Annotated in this window: 13 protein-coding genes; 2 read left to right on the forward strand and 11 right to left on the reverse strand. The window is 60.2% G+C overall.

Annotation, left to right across the window (positions count from 1 at the left end; all coding sequences use genetic code 11):
- Window positions 1-373 precede the first annotated feature (373 nt).
- From U9R61_RS16135 to coaBC, 11 genes are all read right to left on the reverse strand, one after another.
- The gene (locus tag U9R61_RS16135; protein WP_322489835.1) at window positions 374-1,042 is read right to left on the reverse strand and encodes a response regulator transcription factor; all 669 of its coding nucleotides are present in this window, start codon (window positions 1,040-1,042) and stop codon (window positions 374-376) included.
- A 44-nt stretch (window positions 1,043-1,086) separates the two neighbouring features.
- Entirely contained in the window at window positions 1,087-1,884 is a 798-nt protein-coding gene (locus U9R61_RS16140) for a DUF4230 domain-containing protein (RefSeq protein ID WP_322489836.1), read from the reverse strand.
- A 129-nt stretch (window positions 1,885-2,013) separates the two neighbouring features.
- Entirely contained in the window at window positions 2,014-2,754 is a 741-nt protein-coding gene (gene ubiE, locus U9R61_RS16145; protein WP_322489837.1) for a bifunctional demethylmenaquinone methyltransferase/2-methoxy-6-polyprenyl-1,4-benzoquinol methylase UbiE, read from the reverse strand.
- 90 nt (window positions 2,755-2,844) lie between these two features.
- Entirely contained in the window at window positions 2,845-3,780 is a 936-nt protein-coding gene (locus U9R61_RS16150; protein WP_322489838.1) for an asparaginase, read from the reverse strand.
- A complete protein-coding gene (locus U9R61_RS16155; RefSeq protein WP_322489839.1) occupies window positions 3,765-4,529 on the reverse strand; it encodes a class I SAM-dependent methyltransferase in 765 nt (254 codons plus the stop codon). Before U9R61_RS16155 ends, U9R61_RS16150 begins: the two co-directional genes overlap by 16 nt.
- Window positions 4,526-5,485, reverse strand: a complete 960-nt coding sequence (locus U9R61_RS16160) for a lysylphosphatidylglycerol synthase transmembrane domain-containing protein (RefSeq protein ID WP_322489840.1) — start codon at window positions 5,483-5,485, stop codon at window positions 4,526-4,528. Before U9R61_RS16160 ends, U9R61_RS16155 begins: the two co-directional genes overlap by 4 nt.
- A gap of 7 nt (window positions 5,486-5,492) precedes the next feature.
- Entirely contained in the window at window positions 5,493-6,440 is a 948-nt protein-coding gene (locus U9R61_RS16165) for a glycosyltransferase family 2 protein (RefSeq protein WP_322489841.1), read from the reverse strand.
- Between the two features lie 6 nt (window positions 6,441-6,446).
- On the reverse strand, window positions 6,447-8,588 hold the full coding sequence (locus U9R61_RS16170; RefSeq protein ID WP_322489842.1) for a glycosyltransferase family 39 protein: 2,142 nt from the start codon (window positions 8,586-8,588) through the stop codon (window positions 6,447-6,449).
- Window positions 8,561-10,777, reverse strand: a complete 2,217-nt coding sequence (locus tag U9R61_RS16175) for a glycosyltransferase family 39 protein (protein WP_322489843.1) — start codon at window positions 10,775-10,777, stop codon at window positions 8,561-8,563. The genes U9R61_RS16170 and U9R61_RS16175 overlap by 28 nt, the downstream gene beginning before the upstream one ends.
- Before the next feature lie 37 nt (window positions 10,778-10,814).
- Complete coding sequence (locus U9R61_RS16180) at window positions 10,815-11,864, reverse strand: SH3 domain-containing protein (protein WP_322489844.1); 1,050 nt, start codon at window positions 11,862-11,864, stop codon at window positions 10,815-10,817.
- Between the two features lie 26 nt (window positions 11,865-11,890).
- Window positions 11,891-13,099, reverse strand: coding sequence for a bifunctional phosphopantothenoylcysteine decarboxylase/phosphopantothenate--cysteine ligase CoaBC (gene coaBC / locus U9R61_RS16185; protein ID WP_322489845.1), 1,209 nt, complete (start codon window positions 13,097-13,099; stop codon window positions 11,891-11,893).
- A 180-nt stretch (window positions 13,100-13,279) separates the two neighbouring features.
- On the opposite strand from coaBC, the gene U9R61_RS16190 reads away from it, so the two are divergent.
- Both U9R61_RS16190 and U9R61_RS16195 read left to right on the forward strand, forming a co-directional pair.
- Window positions 13,280-13,921, forward strand: coding sequence for a redox-sensing transcriptional repressor Rex (locus U9R61_RS16190; protein ID WP_322489846.1), 642 nt, complete (start codon window positions 13,280-13,282; stop codon window positions 13,919-13,921).
- 124 nt (window positions 13,922-14,045) lie between these two features.
- Window positions 14,046-16,625, forward strand: coding sequence for a M4 family metallopeptidase (locus U9R61_RS16195; RefSeq protein WP_322489847.1), 2,580 nt, complete (start codon window positions 14,046-14,048; stop codon window positions 16,623-16,625).
- The last annotated feature ends 32 nt before the right edge of the window (window positions 16,626-16,657 follow it).

A 16,657-nucleotide genomic window follows, 5' to 3' on the forward strand; every position in this document is an offset into this window, starting at 1 on the left:
GGTGGGGTTGCGGGGTGGTGGTGGGTGCGTGTGTGGTGGCGGATCGCGCTCGAGAGCACAACAACCAGTGAAGGGTGGGGTTGCGGGGTGATGGTGGGTGCGTGTGTGGTGGCGGATCGCGCTCGAGAGCACAACAACCAGTGAAGGGTGAGGTTGCGGGGTGGTGGGTGTGTGCTTGATTACGGCGCGACGCCGGCAATAACGCGAGCCGGCGCCGTGGTTGCTTGTCGGAGGCGCTATGCCCGTAACAGCGCGAGGCCGCAGCGGGGATCGCCAACTAGCGCTGTAGTTGATTACCGGCGGCGCTACGACTGTAACAACGCGAGGCCGCAGTAGGGTCGCCAACCAGCGCTGTAGTTGATTACCGGCGGCGCTACGACTGTAACAACGCGAGGCCGCAGTAGGGGTCGCCAACCAGCACGTTCGTTGATGTCCCGCCGGCAATCTGCTGGCGAAGCGCTTGCCAGGTCGCTGCGAGCAACGGCAGATTATGGGTCTGCCCACCTCCCCACACTGACTGCAACAACTCTTCCGGAGTGAAGGTGCGGTAGGGGGCTTCAGCCAAGACGCAGAGCAAGGTAAACGATGGCAGATCGAGTTCGAGCGGGCGGCCATAGTACGTAATACTACGCGCCGCTAGGTCGAAGATAAAAGGGCCAAGCGTAAATGGCGGCGGCGCATAACGCTGCCGTCGCCGCAACTGCGCCCGCACCCGCGCCATGAGCTCATCAGCGCGAAACGGACGGGTGACATAGTCATCAACACCCTGCGCGAACGCCGTCACAACCAGCCGGTCGTGCCGCGGCCCCAAAACGACTAGCGTACCGGTATACTGCATACGTAACGCATTCAGCAGATCGAGATGGTCGCTGCCCGGCAGATCGATCAACGCGAGATCGATTTGCCGGTTCAGCGTGTCGAATAAGACGGTAGCGCCTCGCGCTGTTTGAAGGTAATACCCAGCGGACGTGAGCAGCGGCGATAGATATTCATCAATATATTCGCCCAGTCCGCCAATCAAGATGCAATACGGAACGCTCATTCCCCAACGCCTTGAATTCAGAGACTAAGTTGCTGTTTATATCGCTACGGTATAACTTTGCATTCTGCCGGCGGTGAGGTGTTCACCTCGACCACGACGCCATCCATCAATCCCAAAAACTGGCGCAGCGCCAGCTCGGCATTGCGCGTTCCCTGTTCCATAATCCCATCTTCGCATGCCGCTTGCAGGATCTGCTGTTCGGCTGCTTTCCGCGCCATCGTTTCAAGGTTTGGGTTTTCGGGGGCAAAGAGACCGCGATCGCGGCTGTAGACGCGCGTTTTGCTGTTGTCGAGCGTCGCACTCAAGACTTGCACCGGCGGTAGCCACACGGTGATCTGTTTTCCATCAGGCGAAACTGTGACGGCGTCGGGCGTGAGCTGGCTAAGATCGACGCCAACCACCACAGTGCCATGGGCGATCAGCAAGAGTGCATCACCCGCTAACCAGTCACCGATAATCGGAATATTGCTCCCTTGGCGAATGTCGATCACCCGCTCGATCGTATATTTGCTGGTTTCCAGGCGGCTCAGTTGCTGGATCCGTTGCACCACTGCCGCGCTACTGATGATCTGCGGGGTTGGCGTCTGCACAATAACTTGCGGGTTCGGCACTAACGAGCCAAGAGCATTCAGCCGTTGCGACAGCCAAAACACGCCTAGCCCGACTACTAGTATGAGCAGCAGGAAGATGACGAATGATACTGACCACCCGCCGCTCATCGATCGCGAACGGTAACGAACAGGGAGTGGTTCGTCCCAGTCATCGTCAATCCACTCGCGCTGCCGGCGCAAACGCAACAACCGTTGAGCCCGGCGGCGAATATCATCATCGTCGTCGTACATCGGAAACCTCATGAACGATTGCGGAAGCATCGCACCGTTGTGAACGAGATGTGGGTACGGCCTAGCATAAGCAATGCTATCTACTCAGTCAACGTTAGGCAACGACCCTTATCACACCCCGCGTCGCTGCTACACTTTCGCGCCAACGTGAATAGCCACTGCCCCCAACCCGTACAACCGGTAGAAGACGTGACGCCAACCAGCTTCGCGCATCATTTCGGCCAAACGATCGGGCGACGGAAACACACGCGCCGACTGGGGCAGATACGTATAGGCGCGCCGGTCGCCGCCGAGCAAGGTGCCGATCCACGGCACGACCTGCTCGAAATACACCCGGTGCCCCCACCGGATGAGCGGGTTGTGCGGGCGGGCGACTTCGAGGCAGGCCATCATCGCGCCGGGCCGGGCTACGCGGTACATTTCGCGCAACGCAGCGGGAATATCGGTCACGTTGCGTAACACGAAACCAGTGGTAATCGCGTCGAAGGTATTGTCAGGAAATGGTAATTGCAACGCATCGCCAGCGACAAACGCCGCCCGGCCCGCTGCCGCCAATTCGGCAATTTTGGGCTGGCCGGCCTGCATCATGGGGAGGGTAAAATCAACCCCGACGACGATGCCATCTCGCGTCCACCCGGCCAACTCCGGCAAGAAGTCGCCGGTGCCGGTGCCGACATCGAGCGCGCGACCATTCACCGGCGGCGCGACATATTCGACCACTTTGCGCCGCCAACCTTGATCCAACCCAAAAGTCATCACCCGATTGACCCGATCGTAACCGCGGGCAATGCGGGCAAACATCCGCTCAACATAGGCCGCTTTTTCTTCTGGCGGCGGTAATACGTTGGTTGTTAATCGATCTGGGGCCATGGATTCCCTCGGTGATATATTTGTTGGAGCTGCACCACCGTGCGGCGCTACGGGATGGACGTTCGTATTAAAACATAGGGACGGCTGACGTTACGCGGATGGGCGAAATAACGCGCGCAACTCGGCAGGTGAACGGGCCACGGCCAACGCAGCCATTAACTTCAACCGCGCTTTCACCCCGCTCAGATTGGGGGCGAAAATCACGCCCAACTTGCGCAAATCATGATACGCGCCGACGAAGCCAAATTCGTCACCCAACCCACCTGCACCGGCCCGGCTCGCCGCCACCACTGGGATCCGCCGTTGCACCACTTCGGCCAGCGCCGGCAGCCACCACGGCGGCAACCGCCCGCTGCCAAACGTTTCAATCACGATCCCGGCTACATTATCGGTAATGCTGTGGCGTAATTGCCGGTCGTCAGCTCCCTGTGCGACCCGGATCAAGTCAACCGGCTCAACCAAGCGCGGCGCGGCGATGTGTTGCCGCGCCAGCGGACGCCAACGCAAATGGGCATGGTCGCCTTCAACCCGGCCTAATGCGCCCCCGGCAGCAGTAAACATACCGGTGCCCTGACTAAAGTGCGATTGTACGACCGCTGCCGCATAAATGGTATCATCAACCACCACCAACGCACCCAACCCGGATGCCGCCCGCGTCGCCGCAACGGTAATCGCCGCCTGCAGGCCATTGGTCGCGGCAGCGCCGCTCGCGTTCAGCCGCGGCAGGCTGGTGACTGCCAATGGCGGACCATCAGGCAAGAGCAGATCGATCAAATAGGCCGTCTCTTCGAGCGTATCACTGCCGGAAGCAACCACAATTCCGTCATACGTGTCACGCAGCGCATTGATCCGCTGCACCAATGCCAAGACCTGCTGCGGCGTCAGATGGCTACCGGGTAAATTCGTGAATTCTTCAATGGTCACGATCAAATCAGAACGCAGCGCCAACGGCTGCTCGTCACGACTGCCGAGCGCACGCCGGATAACCAGAGCGCCACCGGTTGAGAGGATTAAAATCTTTGGCATAGCGGTTTTCGGGCAACCCAGCAGATGCGCTGAGTCATAGCGGTAGGCGGTTGAAAGGTAAAGCCGTCATAACACCCTTCGATCATAAGCCCGGCAGTTTCGATCATCGTTGCCACCTGCTCTGGCGGGTAGGCACGTTCGATATGGATCTCGTCAAAACGCTCGTAACCGTCGTGATCATTGCCGATAAAACCGGTCAGCCACATAGTTGACGTATCGCTCACCGGGTCAAAATAGGTGCGTTCCACTTGCACATAGCCTGCCTGTTCACTGAACGAGCATTGGCCCCAATCGACGGCCAAGAAGTGGCGTGTATTCATATCAGCGACAAACAAGCCTCCCGGCGCCAAAACATGCCCTACGCCATGCAAGCACGCAGCTAGATCGTTGGCGCTGATCAGGTAATTGAGGCTATCATAGGTACACGTAACCAGATCAAAGGCATTTGCCGGCAGCAACTCAGCCACCTGACGCATATCACCCTGCCGCAACTCGACCGCTGTTGCAACGCTCGTGAACTTGCTCGCCGCTTGCGCCAGCATCGCCGGCGAACGATCAAGACCCGTCACTACCCAACCGCGTTCGGCCATGGTAGCGAGCAACGTGCCGGTGCCGCACGCGAGATCCAGCATCTGTTGCCCAGCAACTGGGTGGCGCTGCAAGATCTCTTCCAGATAGAGCGCGGTCAGCAGGGCAAACCGGATCTGGCCGCTTCCATCATACACCGCGGCGTAACGATCGTATGTCATGAAGATATTGTACCACTCCGCCCAAGCGGAACCCAAAGCGAGACAATAAAGCCAACAATGATATGCTCGACGTTGATCAACAAGAAGAGCGCCGCCAGCGTCAACGCCTGTTCTTGCGAATAGCCATACGCAGCCAGCGTTGCTACTAGTATGACATCGCGCACCCCGACGCCGCCGATCGAAATCGGCAACGCTTGCAAGACCGAGATGAGCGCTGAGGAGCCGATCACCACCAATAATGGCACTGCATTCAGATCAAGCGCGAGGTAGAGCAGCCACAACCGCAAGAAGGTAAAAAAGACCGACGCGATGGTTGCTACGCTCACGGTGGCAATGAGGCTTGGCGTGAAGGTCAGGCTATGCATTTGCTCGTTCCACTGATCGAGCCGGGAACGCAAACGCGGCGCGATCCGCGGTAAGACAACGGTGAGCAGCCACGAGCGCGGCCCGCGCGCTGTGAGCAACACCGTGACCGTCACCAGCCCGATTCCCACTACCACCACAATCGCCTGTTGTAACTCGCGGCTGGGCAACAGGCGTCCCAACGCAAAAACCCCGATCACCCCCAACGCCGACATAATAATCAGGTCGCACAGCCGATCCAGCACCACCGAAAGCAGGGCTGGCGCTACCGGTTGGCCGCGGTTTCGTAAATATACTGCCTTTAATAGATCACCGGCCTGTCCTGGCGTCACCGTGCCGTAGAAAATACCAACCATATAAAGGGCGCACGCTGTAGGAAGATCGAGCACGATATTCATTGCCCGCAAAATCTGAATCCAGCGCCATGATTTGAGGATGATGAACGGAGGCAACAGCGCCAGTGACCAGATGATTGGCCCGATCTCAGCCGATTGCAAAATCGCCCACAGCAGACCGAGATCGCTGGTAAGCAGAAAACCGATCAGCAACGCTGGCCCAATCAACCGGAGCAGCCACGAGAAGATGGGTCGCATGAACGCACTACTCCTCTTCAGTGATGCGTGGCGGGCGTTGGAAGCGGAGGGCAGCGACCTGCTCGGCATTCAGCCCGAACATAAAAATGATAATGCTGCCGATAAACAAGCCCACGGCTGAGTTGGGAATATGGAAGCGCAGCGGATCGGTGATAAATATGCTGATCAAAAATGAGAGCAAGGCTAGCAATTGCATCGAGACGGCAACCGGAAAATAGACGCGCAACGGCGCGAACAGCGAGACAATCCGCAAGATGATCAGGCCAAAGCGAATGCCGTTGCGTAAGAGTTTTTGCCCGCTCTGACCACCTTGCCGGCGCTGGCTGATCACCGGCACATACCCGACATGGTAGCCGGCCTTCAGCAACGCCAGCGTGCTGGTCGTGGGGTATGAGTAGCGATTGGGCAGCAAATTGATGAACTCCATAATCACGTCGCGCCGCATCGCCCGGTAGCCGCTGGTCAAATCACGCACCTCGGTTTCAACCAGATAGCTGCCCAGCGCATCGAGCGCCCGGTTGCCCCAGCGCCGGAAGACCGAATCGCCTTGCGTGTCGCGGGTGCGCGCGCCAACCATCATATCATAGCCATCCGCAATGCCGCCTAACAGATCAGGGATATAGCGCGGATCCATCTGCCCGTCGGCATCCATGAGTAGCACGACCTCGCCACCCGCCCGCCGGATGCCGGTTTTCACGGCTGCGCCGTTACCACGGTTGACTGGATGCCGGATAACCCGCGCACCCGCGGCTTGTGCAACCGCAGCCGTCTCGTCACGCGAGCAGTCATCGACCACGATAATTTCGGCGGTAGGCAAGACCGAGCGCACCCGCTCGATCACGCCGGCAATGCCATGCGCTTCGTTGTAGGCCGGAATGACCACGCTCACGGTAAATGGATAGTCGCGAACGGCCTCCGGCATTGCCTGCGACGAAATCTGCATCGGTTGCATCATATCCCTTCAGCGAATTGATATCTGCTGCACCATCACGCTCAACGGGCGCGCGTCGGTGTTGTCCGGCAATGATTGGTAGGGTAAGAACGTCGGCGCGCTCAGACTGAACGTCACCTCGCGCACACCCTGCATCTGTGCCGGCAATGGCAGATAATACACCCGCCAGCCCCCTGGCGCAACTATGATCGGCATACGTTGGTCGCCAATCGTGACCGTCAGCGGAGTTGGCGCCGGTGCGGCTAACCGTAGGGCCAGCATCTCATTGCCGGCGAGCGGCTCCGGCAAGGGCAAGCAGATTACGCCTTCGCCTTGCAGCCAGCGATAGGTTGTCGCGCCAGCGCGCTCGCCGAAGGCAAATCCGTACAGATACCCAAGGTCAAGGTCGTTGCCAAGCGTTAGGGTTGTCGTTGGTGCCGGCGTTAACCACGCGAACGCCAGCCGCTGCACATCTTCACCAGCTTGTTCTTCGGTGTTGCGCAGCAGGGCCATCGCCGTCGCCGCATCACCTTGCGCCCGCGCGATTGCCCCTCGCACCAGATTATTCCGGTGGGTTGGGTAATCGCCGATGATCTGGCTAGCTTCATCGTACCGCCCTTGCGCCAGTAACCAACTGGCAAACTCGGCGCGGCCATCGGCAAAATCGGGATCAGCCGCCAGCATTGCGCGGTAGGCCTGTTCGGTCGCAGCCGCATCACCGCGCGCTATCGCCTGTTGCGCCGCTGCCCACGCTTGCTCGCGGGCAAGACCGGCACGGATGATCTGGGGGTAGTCACGATAGCTAAAAATGAGCACTGCAAGGAAGAGGCTTGTCGCGAGACCGGCTAACGTAAAGCGATCCCAGCGCCACGGCTGTTGGCCGATCCGGGCCAGTGTCGCCGCCCCATACAGCGCGAACCACAGCCAAACCGGCAAAAGGTAACGCGGTTCGACGTGGATGAGCATCACCATCAGACACGTATAGCCGATCCAGCCGAGCGCCACCAGCCGAAACGCGCCTTCACGAGGGCGTGAAAGCAAGGTGAATGGCGTCGCTAGCACCATCACGAGCCAGATGAGATCACTGACGATGCCGGCTAGCCAGATCTCGCGGACAGGACGGGCAAAGAAACTGGCTTTGACAAAAAAGTCTTCGATAAACTGCGCTTTCCAGATATGGTAAAAGTGCGGCCAGAGATAGCGCGTAAACCGCCACGGCTCGGTTTGGATGATTCGCCGCAATTCGGCGCTCACAAATCGTTGCCGCTCTTCTTGCGGCAAGCGTAGTAGTATCCCTTTTGCCTCACCTTCACCACGGCCCTCATGCACGGCATCGCTCATCGCGATCCAGAGATTAACCGGGCCAAGGGTGTCAATCAGAATAATATCGCGGTAGAGGATGTAATTGCGGATCGTCCACGGCGTAATCGTCAGCGCAAACGGCAGCAGAAAGGCCAGCAAGGCTAGCGCGACTTGCTGCCGACGATGTTGGCCGGCGGCGCGCCATGTACTGATCGCGATAAAGAGCACCGCAAACGCAGCGCCGTATAAGCCCGGCGAGCGAGCCAAGGCTGCGAATGCCAATGTTACGCCGGCCCCGATCAGCCAGCGCAGCCGCCGGTCATCACGCCAGCGCACGAGCAGCCACGCATGGATGAATAGCATACTGAAGAAGAGCTGCTCGCTGAGGATGAGCGCCGGCAACTCTACGAACGGCATCCAAACGGCGAGGATGGACGCAAAGAGAAACCCGGTGCGCTGATCAAACAAGCGCCGCGCCAGATCGTAGCCAAGCGGGATGAGCGCCAATGATAAGACAACTTGGACGGCACGAATCAGGGCAATCCCGATAGCCGGATCGCCGAACCACAACCCAATCCGCAGCATGGCCGCGAAGAAGAAGATGTGGCCGGGCGGGCGCACGAGCCACGAATTATCGACGTATTCGCCGGTGACGGCAGAGCGGAGGGCGCGCACGTAGTAATCGCCGTCATCGGCTGCCGAAAAGCGCGGATCGATCTGATTGACCGCAATAAACCAGAGCCGCAAGGCGAGACCGATCACGACCAGCACTCCAATGACCACAGACGGTCGCCTAACCACTTGGGCCAGCTTGATGCGCCGCCAACGCGGCGGCTCGATCGCTATGGGTTGGGTTGGCGAATATTCCATAATCTGCTCGTTTCCTCATTCACCGCCGGAGAAGACACCTGCATCGTATAGAGCGTAAACCGTCCGGTGCCAATCCGGGCTACATCCGGCTGCGGCAACGGCGGCAACCCTTGCATGTTATCCCACAAGAGGTAATCGGCGTGCAGCGCTTGCAATTCGGCATACGTCACCGTGATCGGAACCCGCCGGTCGATCAGGTGCGCGATGGCCGAGTATTTGGCCAATGGCAGCCGGTCGGGGATAGCGGCGACAAGTTTTGCGCCAGTAGCCGGCACCGTGTGTTGCACCAACTCGACCGCGGCCACTTCATCCGCCGGCTGCGCCGTCAGCACGGCTCTCACCCCATTGGCCGAGCCGGGGAGGAGGATGGTGATGACAACCAACGTCGCTAGCAAGAACGAGCGTTGGCTCTCCCAAAGCTGCGCCAAAGCCCACGCCGCAGCAACGGCGTATAGCGGCGCCAACGGTAAAAAGAAGCGCGGCAAGATGAAGGCAGTGGCAATTGCCGCCACGTACAACCCGATCAAGGCGATCAAGGCCAGCCAACGCCGATCGGCACGGTTGCGCCACGCCAGCCACCCTACCGCCGCGATCCCGCCGATCGCGAACCAGTTAGCCGGCCAACCCAGCAAGCGCAACTGATCGGCCCGGCCAAACTCGCTCACATCTTCGGCACCGGCGCCGAGAAAACCCACGATATTGCGGCCCCAGTTGGTCAGAAAGCGCACAGGATCCCGCCCAATCACTTCTGCCAGACTAATGCTATTGGGAACCTCATTCCACCGGCGCCAGTCAGTATTGGCGTAGACCGCCAGCCAGATATTTTTCGCTTGCTGATTGAACAATGGTTGGCCAGTTTGCACCGTATTCACCACAACCTGCGGCGCTGCCGCCAAGGCAAATCCTACCACAAAGCTGAACGCAGCGCGCTTCCCGGCCCCTAACCAGAGCGCAATGGCGCCCCACAGCAGCAAGATCAAGCCGGGATGGCGGATGAGAAACGCGGTGCCGGCCAGTATTCCGGCGAGGAACGCTATTAGGCGCGACGATCGCGCATGCGCGTGCAAGGTGACGGCCACCGCTAACGTGGAGCAGGCAGCAAACGGCATATCGCTGCCAATTAGCAAGCCGTATTGCGCCACCATCCCGCTCAGCGCTAACACCATTGCCGCCAGCGCTGCCGGAGCGGGTGGCAGCAAACTGCGCGCCAGCAGATAGCCGGCACCGATTAACACTCCGCCGCTCACAAGCGCAATGAGGCGCGCGGCGAGAAAGGCATTATCACTGGTCAATGGCCGTACCAGCCAGAGCAAGAGCGGATAGCCGAGATTGTAGAAGCCATCGGCTTGAAAGATGGTTGCCAGCGTATCGCGAGTGGCAAACACCCGAAAATCGTTCTCGACGCCGGGCCGGGCCAGCGTGACATGGGCTTGCATTGCCGGCATCAGCCACGCCATCCAACCAAGCGCGACGGCAAGCGCGAGAACGGGCAGGCTCCAGCGCGGCCAAACGACGCTCAGCTGCGGCCATTGCCAAACAACATAACCGGCAGCGACCAACGCCACCGTCGCCGGTGGTAGATAGAGCAAGGGATACGGGCTGAAGCGGTAGAGTAGCAGCCAGAGGAGGCCATACCCCACGACCGCAGCCAGTACGAGTCGCCACGACCGCTGATGCAAGATCATCCCGGCCAAGGCGCCAATCAACGCCGCATATCCCAATTGCGCAGGGTACGGCAGCAACGGCGGCATGGCGCTGAGCGTGATCTCATCCAACAGGATGCGCGCATCTATAGCGGGTGAAGCGAAGCGGATCACCACATCCACCGCTTTCGTCCAGCCGCCGGTGAGATAGACCGTATGTTCTTCCCAATCACCGCGGGCGAGCAACTGAAGCGGCACTTCGTCATTCACCTGTACCGTCAGCGGCGTGCCAGCCGGCGCCTGCCACCGGAACGTAACGATCACCGGCGCACCCATCTGCGGCAAGCGCAGCGCCGCTGCCGGCAACACCCGCCGCACCGCCCCATCAGCGCCGGCCATCCCAGATTCGGGTTCGCTGAAGCCTTGCGCCACCGCCGCGTCATTGCGGCCAATGTCAAACGTGCGTTGCACCGGTGTTTGGCTAAAGAGGGCAATAACTAGAACGGCCATGATCGCACCGGCCAGCGCAGGCTTCAGGGTTGGCATAGCGATGAGCGCTCTCACAAGATCCGGCCCTCACCCATTACGGTGTCGCCGTGGGTGTAGTGAGCGGTAACGGCTCTTGTACCGGCACGTCCGCCGATGGCGGCGAAACCAAGGCCCGGTTCACCCAACCGGCGCCGCTGCCATCGGGATTGGCAATAAACGAGTCGGGACTGCGCCGTTCGCCTAGCCGGATCAGATACCACTGATCATTTGCGGTGCGGGCCAGAAAGATGATCTCATCACCGGCATTAATGCGCCCAATCGGCTGGTTGTTGGTGCCCGGCAACGGGCGCACATTCGCCACTTGCAAGGCTGTGCCCGTGATCGGCTGCGCCACTGCCGGCGCCGGAGTTAGGTTGGCCGCTGGTGTTGGCCAGCGCGGGGTCGCAGTCGGGCGCGGCGTCGGCAGCACCAGCGTCGGCAATTCGGTTTGGCCGGGCACGTAGCGGCCAAACTGATCCAATTCGTTGCGTAGCGCGCCAATTACCCCAAACGCCAGCGCTACCGACAACAAAAAGATTACACTCACTACAGCTAGCTTGATGAATTCAAGGCTCTGCGCCCAAATGCTGCGCCGGCTCAGCAGATCGAGCGCACTCTGCGCGGCGCCGGCCACCGATTCGCCCCAACTGGTGCGGCCTTGATCCGAACGGGCCACTTCGCGGAGGGCCAGCAAGGACCGCACGTCCCCAACTTGGATCAAAGCTCGCACTGCTCCCCAGCGCACATTGGCGTTTTGATGCTTGAGGGCGGAGATCAACGGCCCGGTTGCCCGGCCATCACCAATCTGCGCCAACGCTTCTGTCGCGCGATAGACGGCCAACCAAGGCTGATCAGGGTTGACGATGGCGCACAAGGCCGGCACTGCCGCTGAGCCGATATTGACCAGCGCATCAACCGCTTCGGCATGGCGCGGATGGTTGGGATGGCCAAGCGCGCCAATCAGCTCGTCGATCTCATCCCGCGAGACGGGACGTTCTGCCGGTGGGGCTGATCGCGGCAGTCGGGGCGCGGTCAAGCGCCGGGTTGGGCGCGGGGTTGGAGTAGGTTCAGGCGGTGATTGGTTTGGTTGCGGTTCAGTCGTCATCAGTCTGCAATCTCTCCGGCATGTGGCTAGCGCGTCAGCAGCCACTGCTCAAACCGGGCTACGATCAGATCAAGCAGCGTGGCCGCCGCTTCAGCTTTCAACTGCCGCGGCAATTCCACGGCCTGCTCACCATCAAGAACGGTTAAGGCAATCTCAGGTTGGCCGATGCTAGCGATGGCATCGTTGGCAACGATCAGATCCAAGCCTTTCCGTTGCAGCTTGCTGCGGGCATTGGCCAATAGATCATGCGTTTCGGCGGCGAAGCCAACCTTAAAGATGTCGGTGCGGTGGGCTAATTCACCGACGACATCAGGATTCTGCACGAGTTGCAGCGTCATGCCTTCATCGCCATACTTCTTAATCTTCTCAGCCGCCATCTGCGCCGGGCGAAAGTCGGCCACTGCTGCATTCATAATCAAGATATCGGCGTGGACACACGCGGCTTGCACCGCCGCGCGCATTTCGAGAGCGGTCTCGACGGCAACATACGTGACTGCCCGTGGCGGCGTGAGCGCCGTTGGCCCGCTAATCAGCGTCACCGTCGCACCTAGATCACGGGCGCGTTCGGCCAGTGCATACCCCATTTGCCCCGATGAGCGGTTGCCAAGATAGCGCACCGGATCGATCGGCTCACGGGTGCCGCCAGCCGTCACCACCACGCGACGGCCCCGCAACGGCCCGTATTGGCGGCCCAGCAAGGCGCGAATTTCGGCCAGCAGATCGGCTGGTTCGGGGAGGCGACCGCGTCCAACCACCGGTTCGGCCATCCGGCCCACCTCCGGCTCAACCACGTAAGCCCCGCGCGCGCGTAGCGTCGCCACATTCGCCTGTGTCGCCGGATGTTCGTACATCGAGGGATTCATTGCCGGCGCAATCAGTAATGGGGCGCGGGTCGCCAGCACGGTGGTGGTAAGCAGGTCATCACACAGACCGGCGGCCAGCCGGGCAATGGTATTGGCCGTCGCCGGCGCGATCACCACCGCATCGGCCTGCATGCCAAGACTCACATGACCGATCACTCCATCTTCAGGCAAACGCCACATATCGTTCAACACTGGCCTTCCAGTGAGCGCTTGAAACGTTGCCGGGCCGACAAACCGCTCGGCGGCTTCAGTCATAATGACGTCAACCTGCGCCCCAGCCAATGTAAGATCGCGCGCCACTTGCACGACTTTGTAAGCGGCAATACTGCCGCACACACCTAGTACAATTCGTTTGCCCGCCAGCGTATCCATACCATTTCCGTCATTCAGGCCGACTCCCTGCGGGCGCATTGTAGCACATGTAACGCAATGCCACAGCTGCGCGCGGTGTAGCGTAAAATGTTCACTAAATTACGCGCTAAAAGCTCTTGCAGAACCGATAAGCTTGTGCTACACTTCACAACACTCTCCCCGAACCAATGGAGGACTTTCGTGGAGCGTTCTGATTTACCACCCGATGTTGTCATCCGGCGACTTCCTCTCTATGCACGGAGCTTGCGCTACCTGCTCGAAGAGGGTATTCACTCCGTCTCTTCCCAAGAGCTTGGTGAACGGATCAATGTCACCGCGGCCCAGATTCGCAAAGACCTTTCGTACTTTGGCGAGTTTGGCAAGCAAGGCATCGGCTACGATGTCGAGAAGTTGTTGCAGCACATTGAGCGCATTCTTGGCATTAACCAGCACTGGCCGGTTGCGCTGGTTGGCATCGGTCTGTTAGGACAAGCGATTGCTCGCTACGAAGGTTTCCGTACCGAAGGCATTGAGATCGTTGCGCTCTTTGACTCTGACCCGGCCAAGATTGGTCAGCAAGTCGGCGAGCTGGTCGTGCAAGACTTTGCCAATGTGCGGCGCGTTATTGCCGAAAAGCATATCAAGCTGGCAATTATTGCCGTGCCAGCGCTGCAAGCGCAGCGCGTCGCCGATGTGTTGATCGAAGCTGGCGTTCGCGCTATCCTGAGCTATGCACCGATGATCTTGCAAGTGCCGGAAGATGTCTGGGTGCGGTATATCGATCCGGTGGCCGTGTTGCAAAGCATGACCTATTACCTCGCCCGCGAACAATCGCCCTCGTAGGGCCGCATTGCCGGATGCCGCACGGCAGTGCGGCCCCCGGTGATGCGCCTCCGCCCCCCGCGGTGCGCCTCCGCACGGTGGTGCGGCACGGTGCCTGTATGCAGGCGTAGCGAAAGGAACGCGTGTGCTGGCAAGCTTCAAGCGGCACCGGTTCGGAGTACTGATCAGCGGGTTGATTGCAGCCTTGCTGGTCGTGCAATTGTGGCCGGTTGCGCCGGTTGAGTTCGCGTTCCGCCCGCCATTCGCGCCGGTTGCGGCCCACGCCAGCCATGCCTTCACCACTTTAGCTGCTCGCACCACAACACCACTGCTCGCCGCATGGGATGCCCGCACCGGCATCCCGACCTTTCTCGTTCCCGCTACAACTGATGGCCGGCTACCCTACACCCCAACTGTTGCCGAAATTGGCAACCCGATCGCGGTTGCCCGCGGTTTTCTCGACCGCGAACGCGCGCTCTTTGGCCTGCGCAGCGTTGCCGCCGAGTTGCGCCCGTTGCCGACGGAACCCGATCGCCAGCTCGGTTTTCACCACATCCGGTTTGAACAGGTCTACAACGGCGTACCCGTCTTCGGCCGCCGATTGATTGTTCATCTCGATCCGGCAGGGCAGGTGGTAGCGGTCAACGGTCATTTCGAGCCGGGGATTGCGGTCGAAACCCAACCTGCGCTCGCGCCGCAAGCCGCGATGACGCTTGCGCTGGGCCATATTTGGCAAGAATTGGAGCCGGACGAGCGGAAGCAGGTGCAATTCACGCCGTTGCCCGATCGCACCAGTTTGATGATCTACGTCCGTGCCGACGGCCGTGCGGTGCTGGTATGGTCGGTGCGCGTGCTGACCACCGCACCGCTCGGCGAGTGGCAGGTGTTTGTGCATGCGCGGCGCGGCAGCGTGATGCATGCGATTGATCAACTCGCCGGCGCGAAACGCCGCCGCACCTATACCGCCAACAATACTACCCGCTTGCCCGGGCGCTTGCTGGCCGAAGAGGGTGAATTGCCCCGTGATACGATTGCGCGCGCTGCCCACGAGGGAGCCGGCAAGGTCTACGACTACTATTTCAATACCCACCAACGCGACTCGTTTGACGGGCGCGGCGGCGCAATGGTCTCAACCGTCAGCTATGGCAGCGATCCCGAAGATGCCGATAACGCAGCGTGGGTCGGCGAGCTCAAGCAGATGATCTATGGCGATGGCGGACGGCTCTTTCGCCCGTTGCCGTACGGTCTCGATGTGATTGGCCACGAGTTTACCCACGGCGTGATCGATGCGACGGCGCAATTGATTTATGAAAACCAACCGGGCGCGCTCAACGAGTCGTATGCCGATGTGTTTGCGGTGATGATCGATCGCGACGATTGGCTGATCGGCGAAGATGTGGTGAAGTCGCCGCCGTATCCGGTCACGCATCTGCGGAGTATGGCCGACCCGACGTTAGGCGGACGCTATGACGCGCGCGATCCGCTGCGCAGCGTGGGCCAACCGGCCACGATGCAAGAGTATGCGAACTTGCCCAATACCCGTCGCACCGACAACGGCGGCGTGCATGTGAATAGCGGCATTCCTAACCACGCCGCTTACTTGCTCGCGCAGCAGATCGGGCGCGAGAAGATGGAACAGATCTATTATCGCACCCTGACCCAATACCTCACACCGAGCAGCAACTTTGCCGATGCCGCCGCCGCTACTGCCCGCGCCGCCGCCGATCTCTACGGCCAGACCGAAGTCGCGGCGGTGCGCGACGCCTTTGCCGCCGTTGGGATCACCAACACCGCCACCCCCGGCGGGCCGGTGGTGCAGCCGCCAAGCAGCTTGCCTGCTACGCCTCCCGCGCCGCCGGCAGCGCAGAATCTCCCTCCCGGTTGCAGCGACCTGATTGTCAATGGCGGTTTTGAAGCTGAAGCCGGTTGGGAACAGGTGACAACCCTTGACGCCTCGTTGATCGACCCTGAGGTGCCCCGCAGCGGCAAACGCAGCGCATGGCTCGGCGGAACTGATCAAGAGAGTTTTCAGCAAATCTATCAAGATGTCCGTATTCCGGCTAACGCCACTAGTGTCGAGCTGCGTTATGCCCGGCTGGTGCATTTCGAGCTCAGCAGCATCGCCGGTCTCTTTTCCGGTGAAGCGTTCTTCTCAGTGGTCATTGCCGATACCCGCACCAACCCGCTTACTATCGTGGAGCAGATACGCTCCAGTGAGGGCGATGACACGTGGCGCGACCGGCGCGCCGATGCTAGTCAGTATGCCGGCAAGACGGTGCGCATTATCTTTGCCGCTGAAAACCCGCGCGGCAATATCAGCAGTATGTTTGTCGATGATGTTGCGTTGATCGCTTGCACGACCGGCAATGCGCCAAACGCACCGCCGGTCAACAACAACGATCTGGTCTTCTTGCAAGGCACGATCAGCGATGCTGACAGCGGGCGCGGCGTGCGTGGCGCGCAGATGTTTATTCTGAAACCGGGCATCACCGCCCGCCAAGCCGCTGCCGATGATACCCTCACGCCTGATGAGGTATTGACCATAGCGATCGCCGATGACAATGGCAGCTTCCGCACTGAGCAACCGGTGCTGCGCGGCCAGAGTTATAGCGTGATTGTGGTGGCGCGCGGGTATCGCACGATCCTTTCTGATGGCGAATTGCGGATTCCGGCGACGGCAGCCAATCCGTACCGGGTCGATGCCCAAATGCGCCGGTCGCGGTAGTAGGGGTGGAGCATGCTCCGCCCGAAAAGCAG

It is taken from the genome of Chloroflexus sp. (genome assembly GCF_034431535.1).
Taxonomy (GTDB): domain Bacteria; phylum Chloroflexota; class Chloroflexia; order Chloroflexales; family Chloroflexaceae; genus Chloroflexus.

Bases quoted from the DNA above. Each gene is read 5' to 3' on its own strand.
- U9R61_RS16180 (WP_322489844.1), bottom strand. From the start codon at position 11,864: ATGACGACTGAACCGCAACCAAACCAATCACCGCCTGAACCTACTCCA.
- U9R61_RS16150 (WP_322489838.1), bottom strand. From the start codon at position 3,780: ATGCCAAAGATTTTAATCCTCTCAACCGGTGGCGCTCTGGTTATCCGG.
- U9R61_RS16135 (WP_322489835.1), bottom strand. From the start codon at position 1,042: ATGAGCGTTCCGTATTGCATCTTGATTGGCGGACTGGGCGAATATATT.
- U9R61_RS16170 (WP_322489842.1), bottom strand. From the start codon at position 8,588: ATGGAATATTCGCCAACCCAACCCATAGCGATCGAGCCGCCGCGTTGG.
- U9R61_RS16140 (WP_322489836.1), bottom strand. From the start codon at position 1,884: ATGTACGACGACGATGATGATATTCGCCGCCGGGCTCAACGGTTGTTG.
- ubiE (WP_322489837.1), bottom strand. From the start codon at position 2,754: ATGGCCCCAGATCGATTAACAACCAACGTATTACCGCCGCCAGAAGAA.
- coaBC (WP_322489845.1), bottom strand. From the start codon at position 13,099: ATGGATACGCTGGCGGGCAAACGAATTGTACTAGGTGTGTGCGGCAGT.
- U9R61_RS16160 (WP_322489840.1), bottom strand. From the start codon at position 5,485: ATGCGACCCATCTTCTCGTGGCTGCTCCGGTTGATTGGGCCAGCGTTG.
- U9R61_RS16175 (WP_322489843.1), bottom strand. From the start codon at position 10,777: ATGCCAACCCTGAAGCCTGCGCTGGCCGGTGCGATCATGGCCGTTCTA.
- U9R61_RS16155 (WP_322489839.1), bottom strand. From the start codon at position 4,529: ATGACATACGATCGTTACGCCGCGGTGTATGATGGAAGCGGCCAGATC.
- U9R61_RS16165 (WP_322489841.1), bottom strand. From the start codon at position 6,440: ATGATGCAACCGATGCAGATTTCGTCGCAGGCAATGCCGGAGGCCGTT.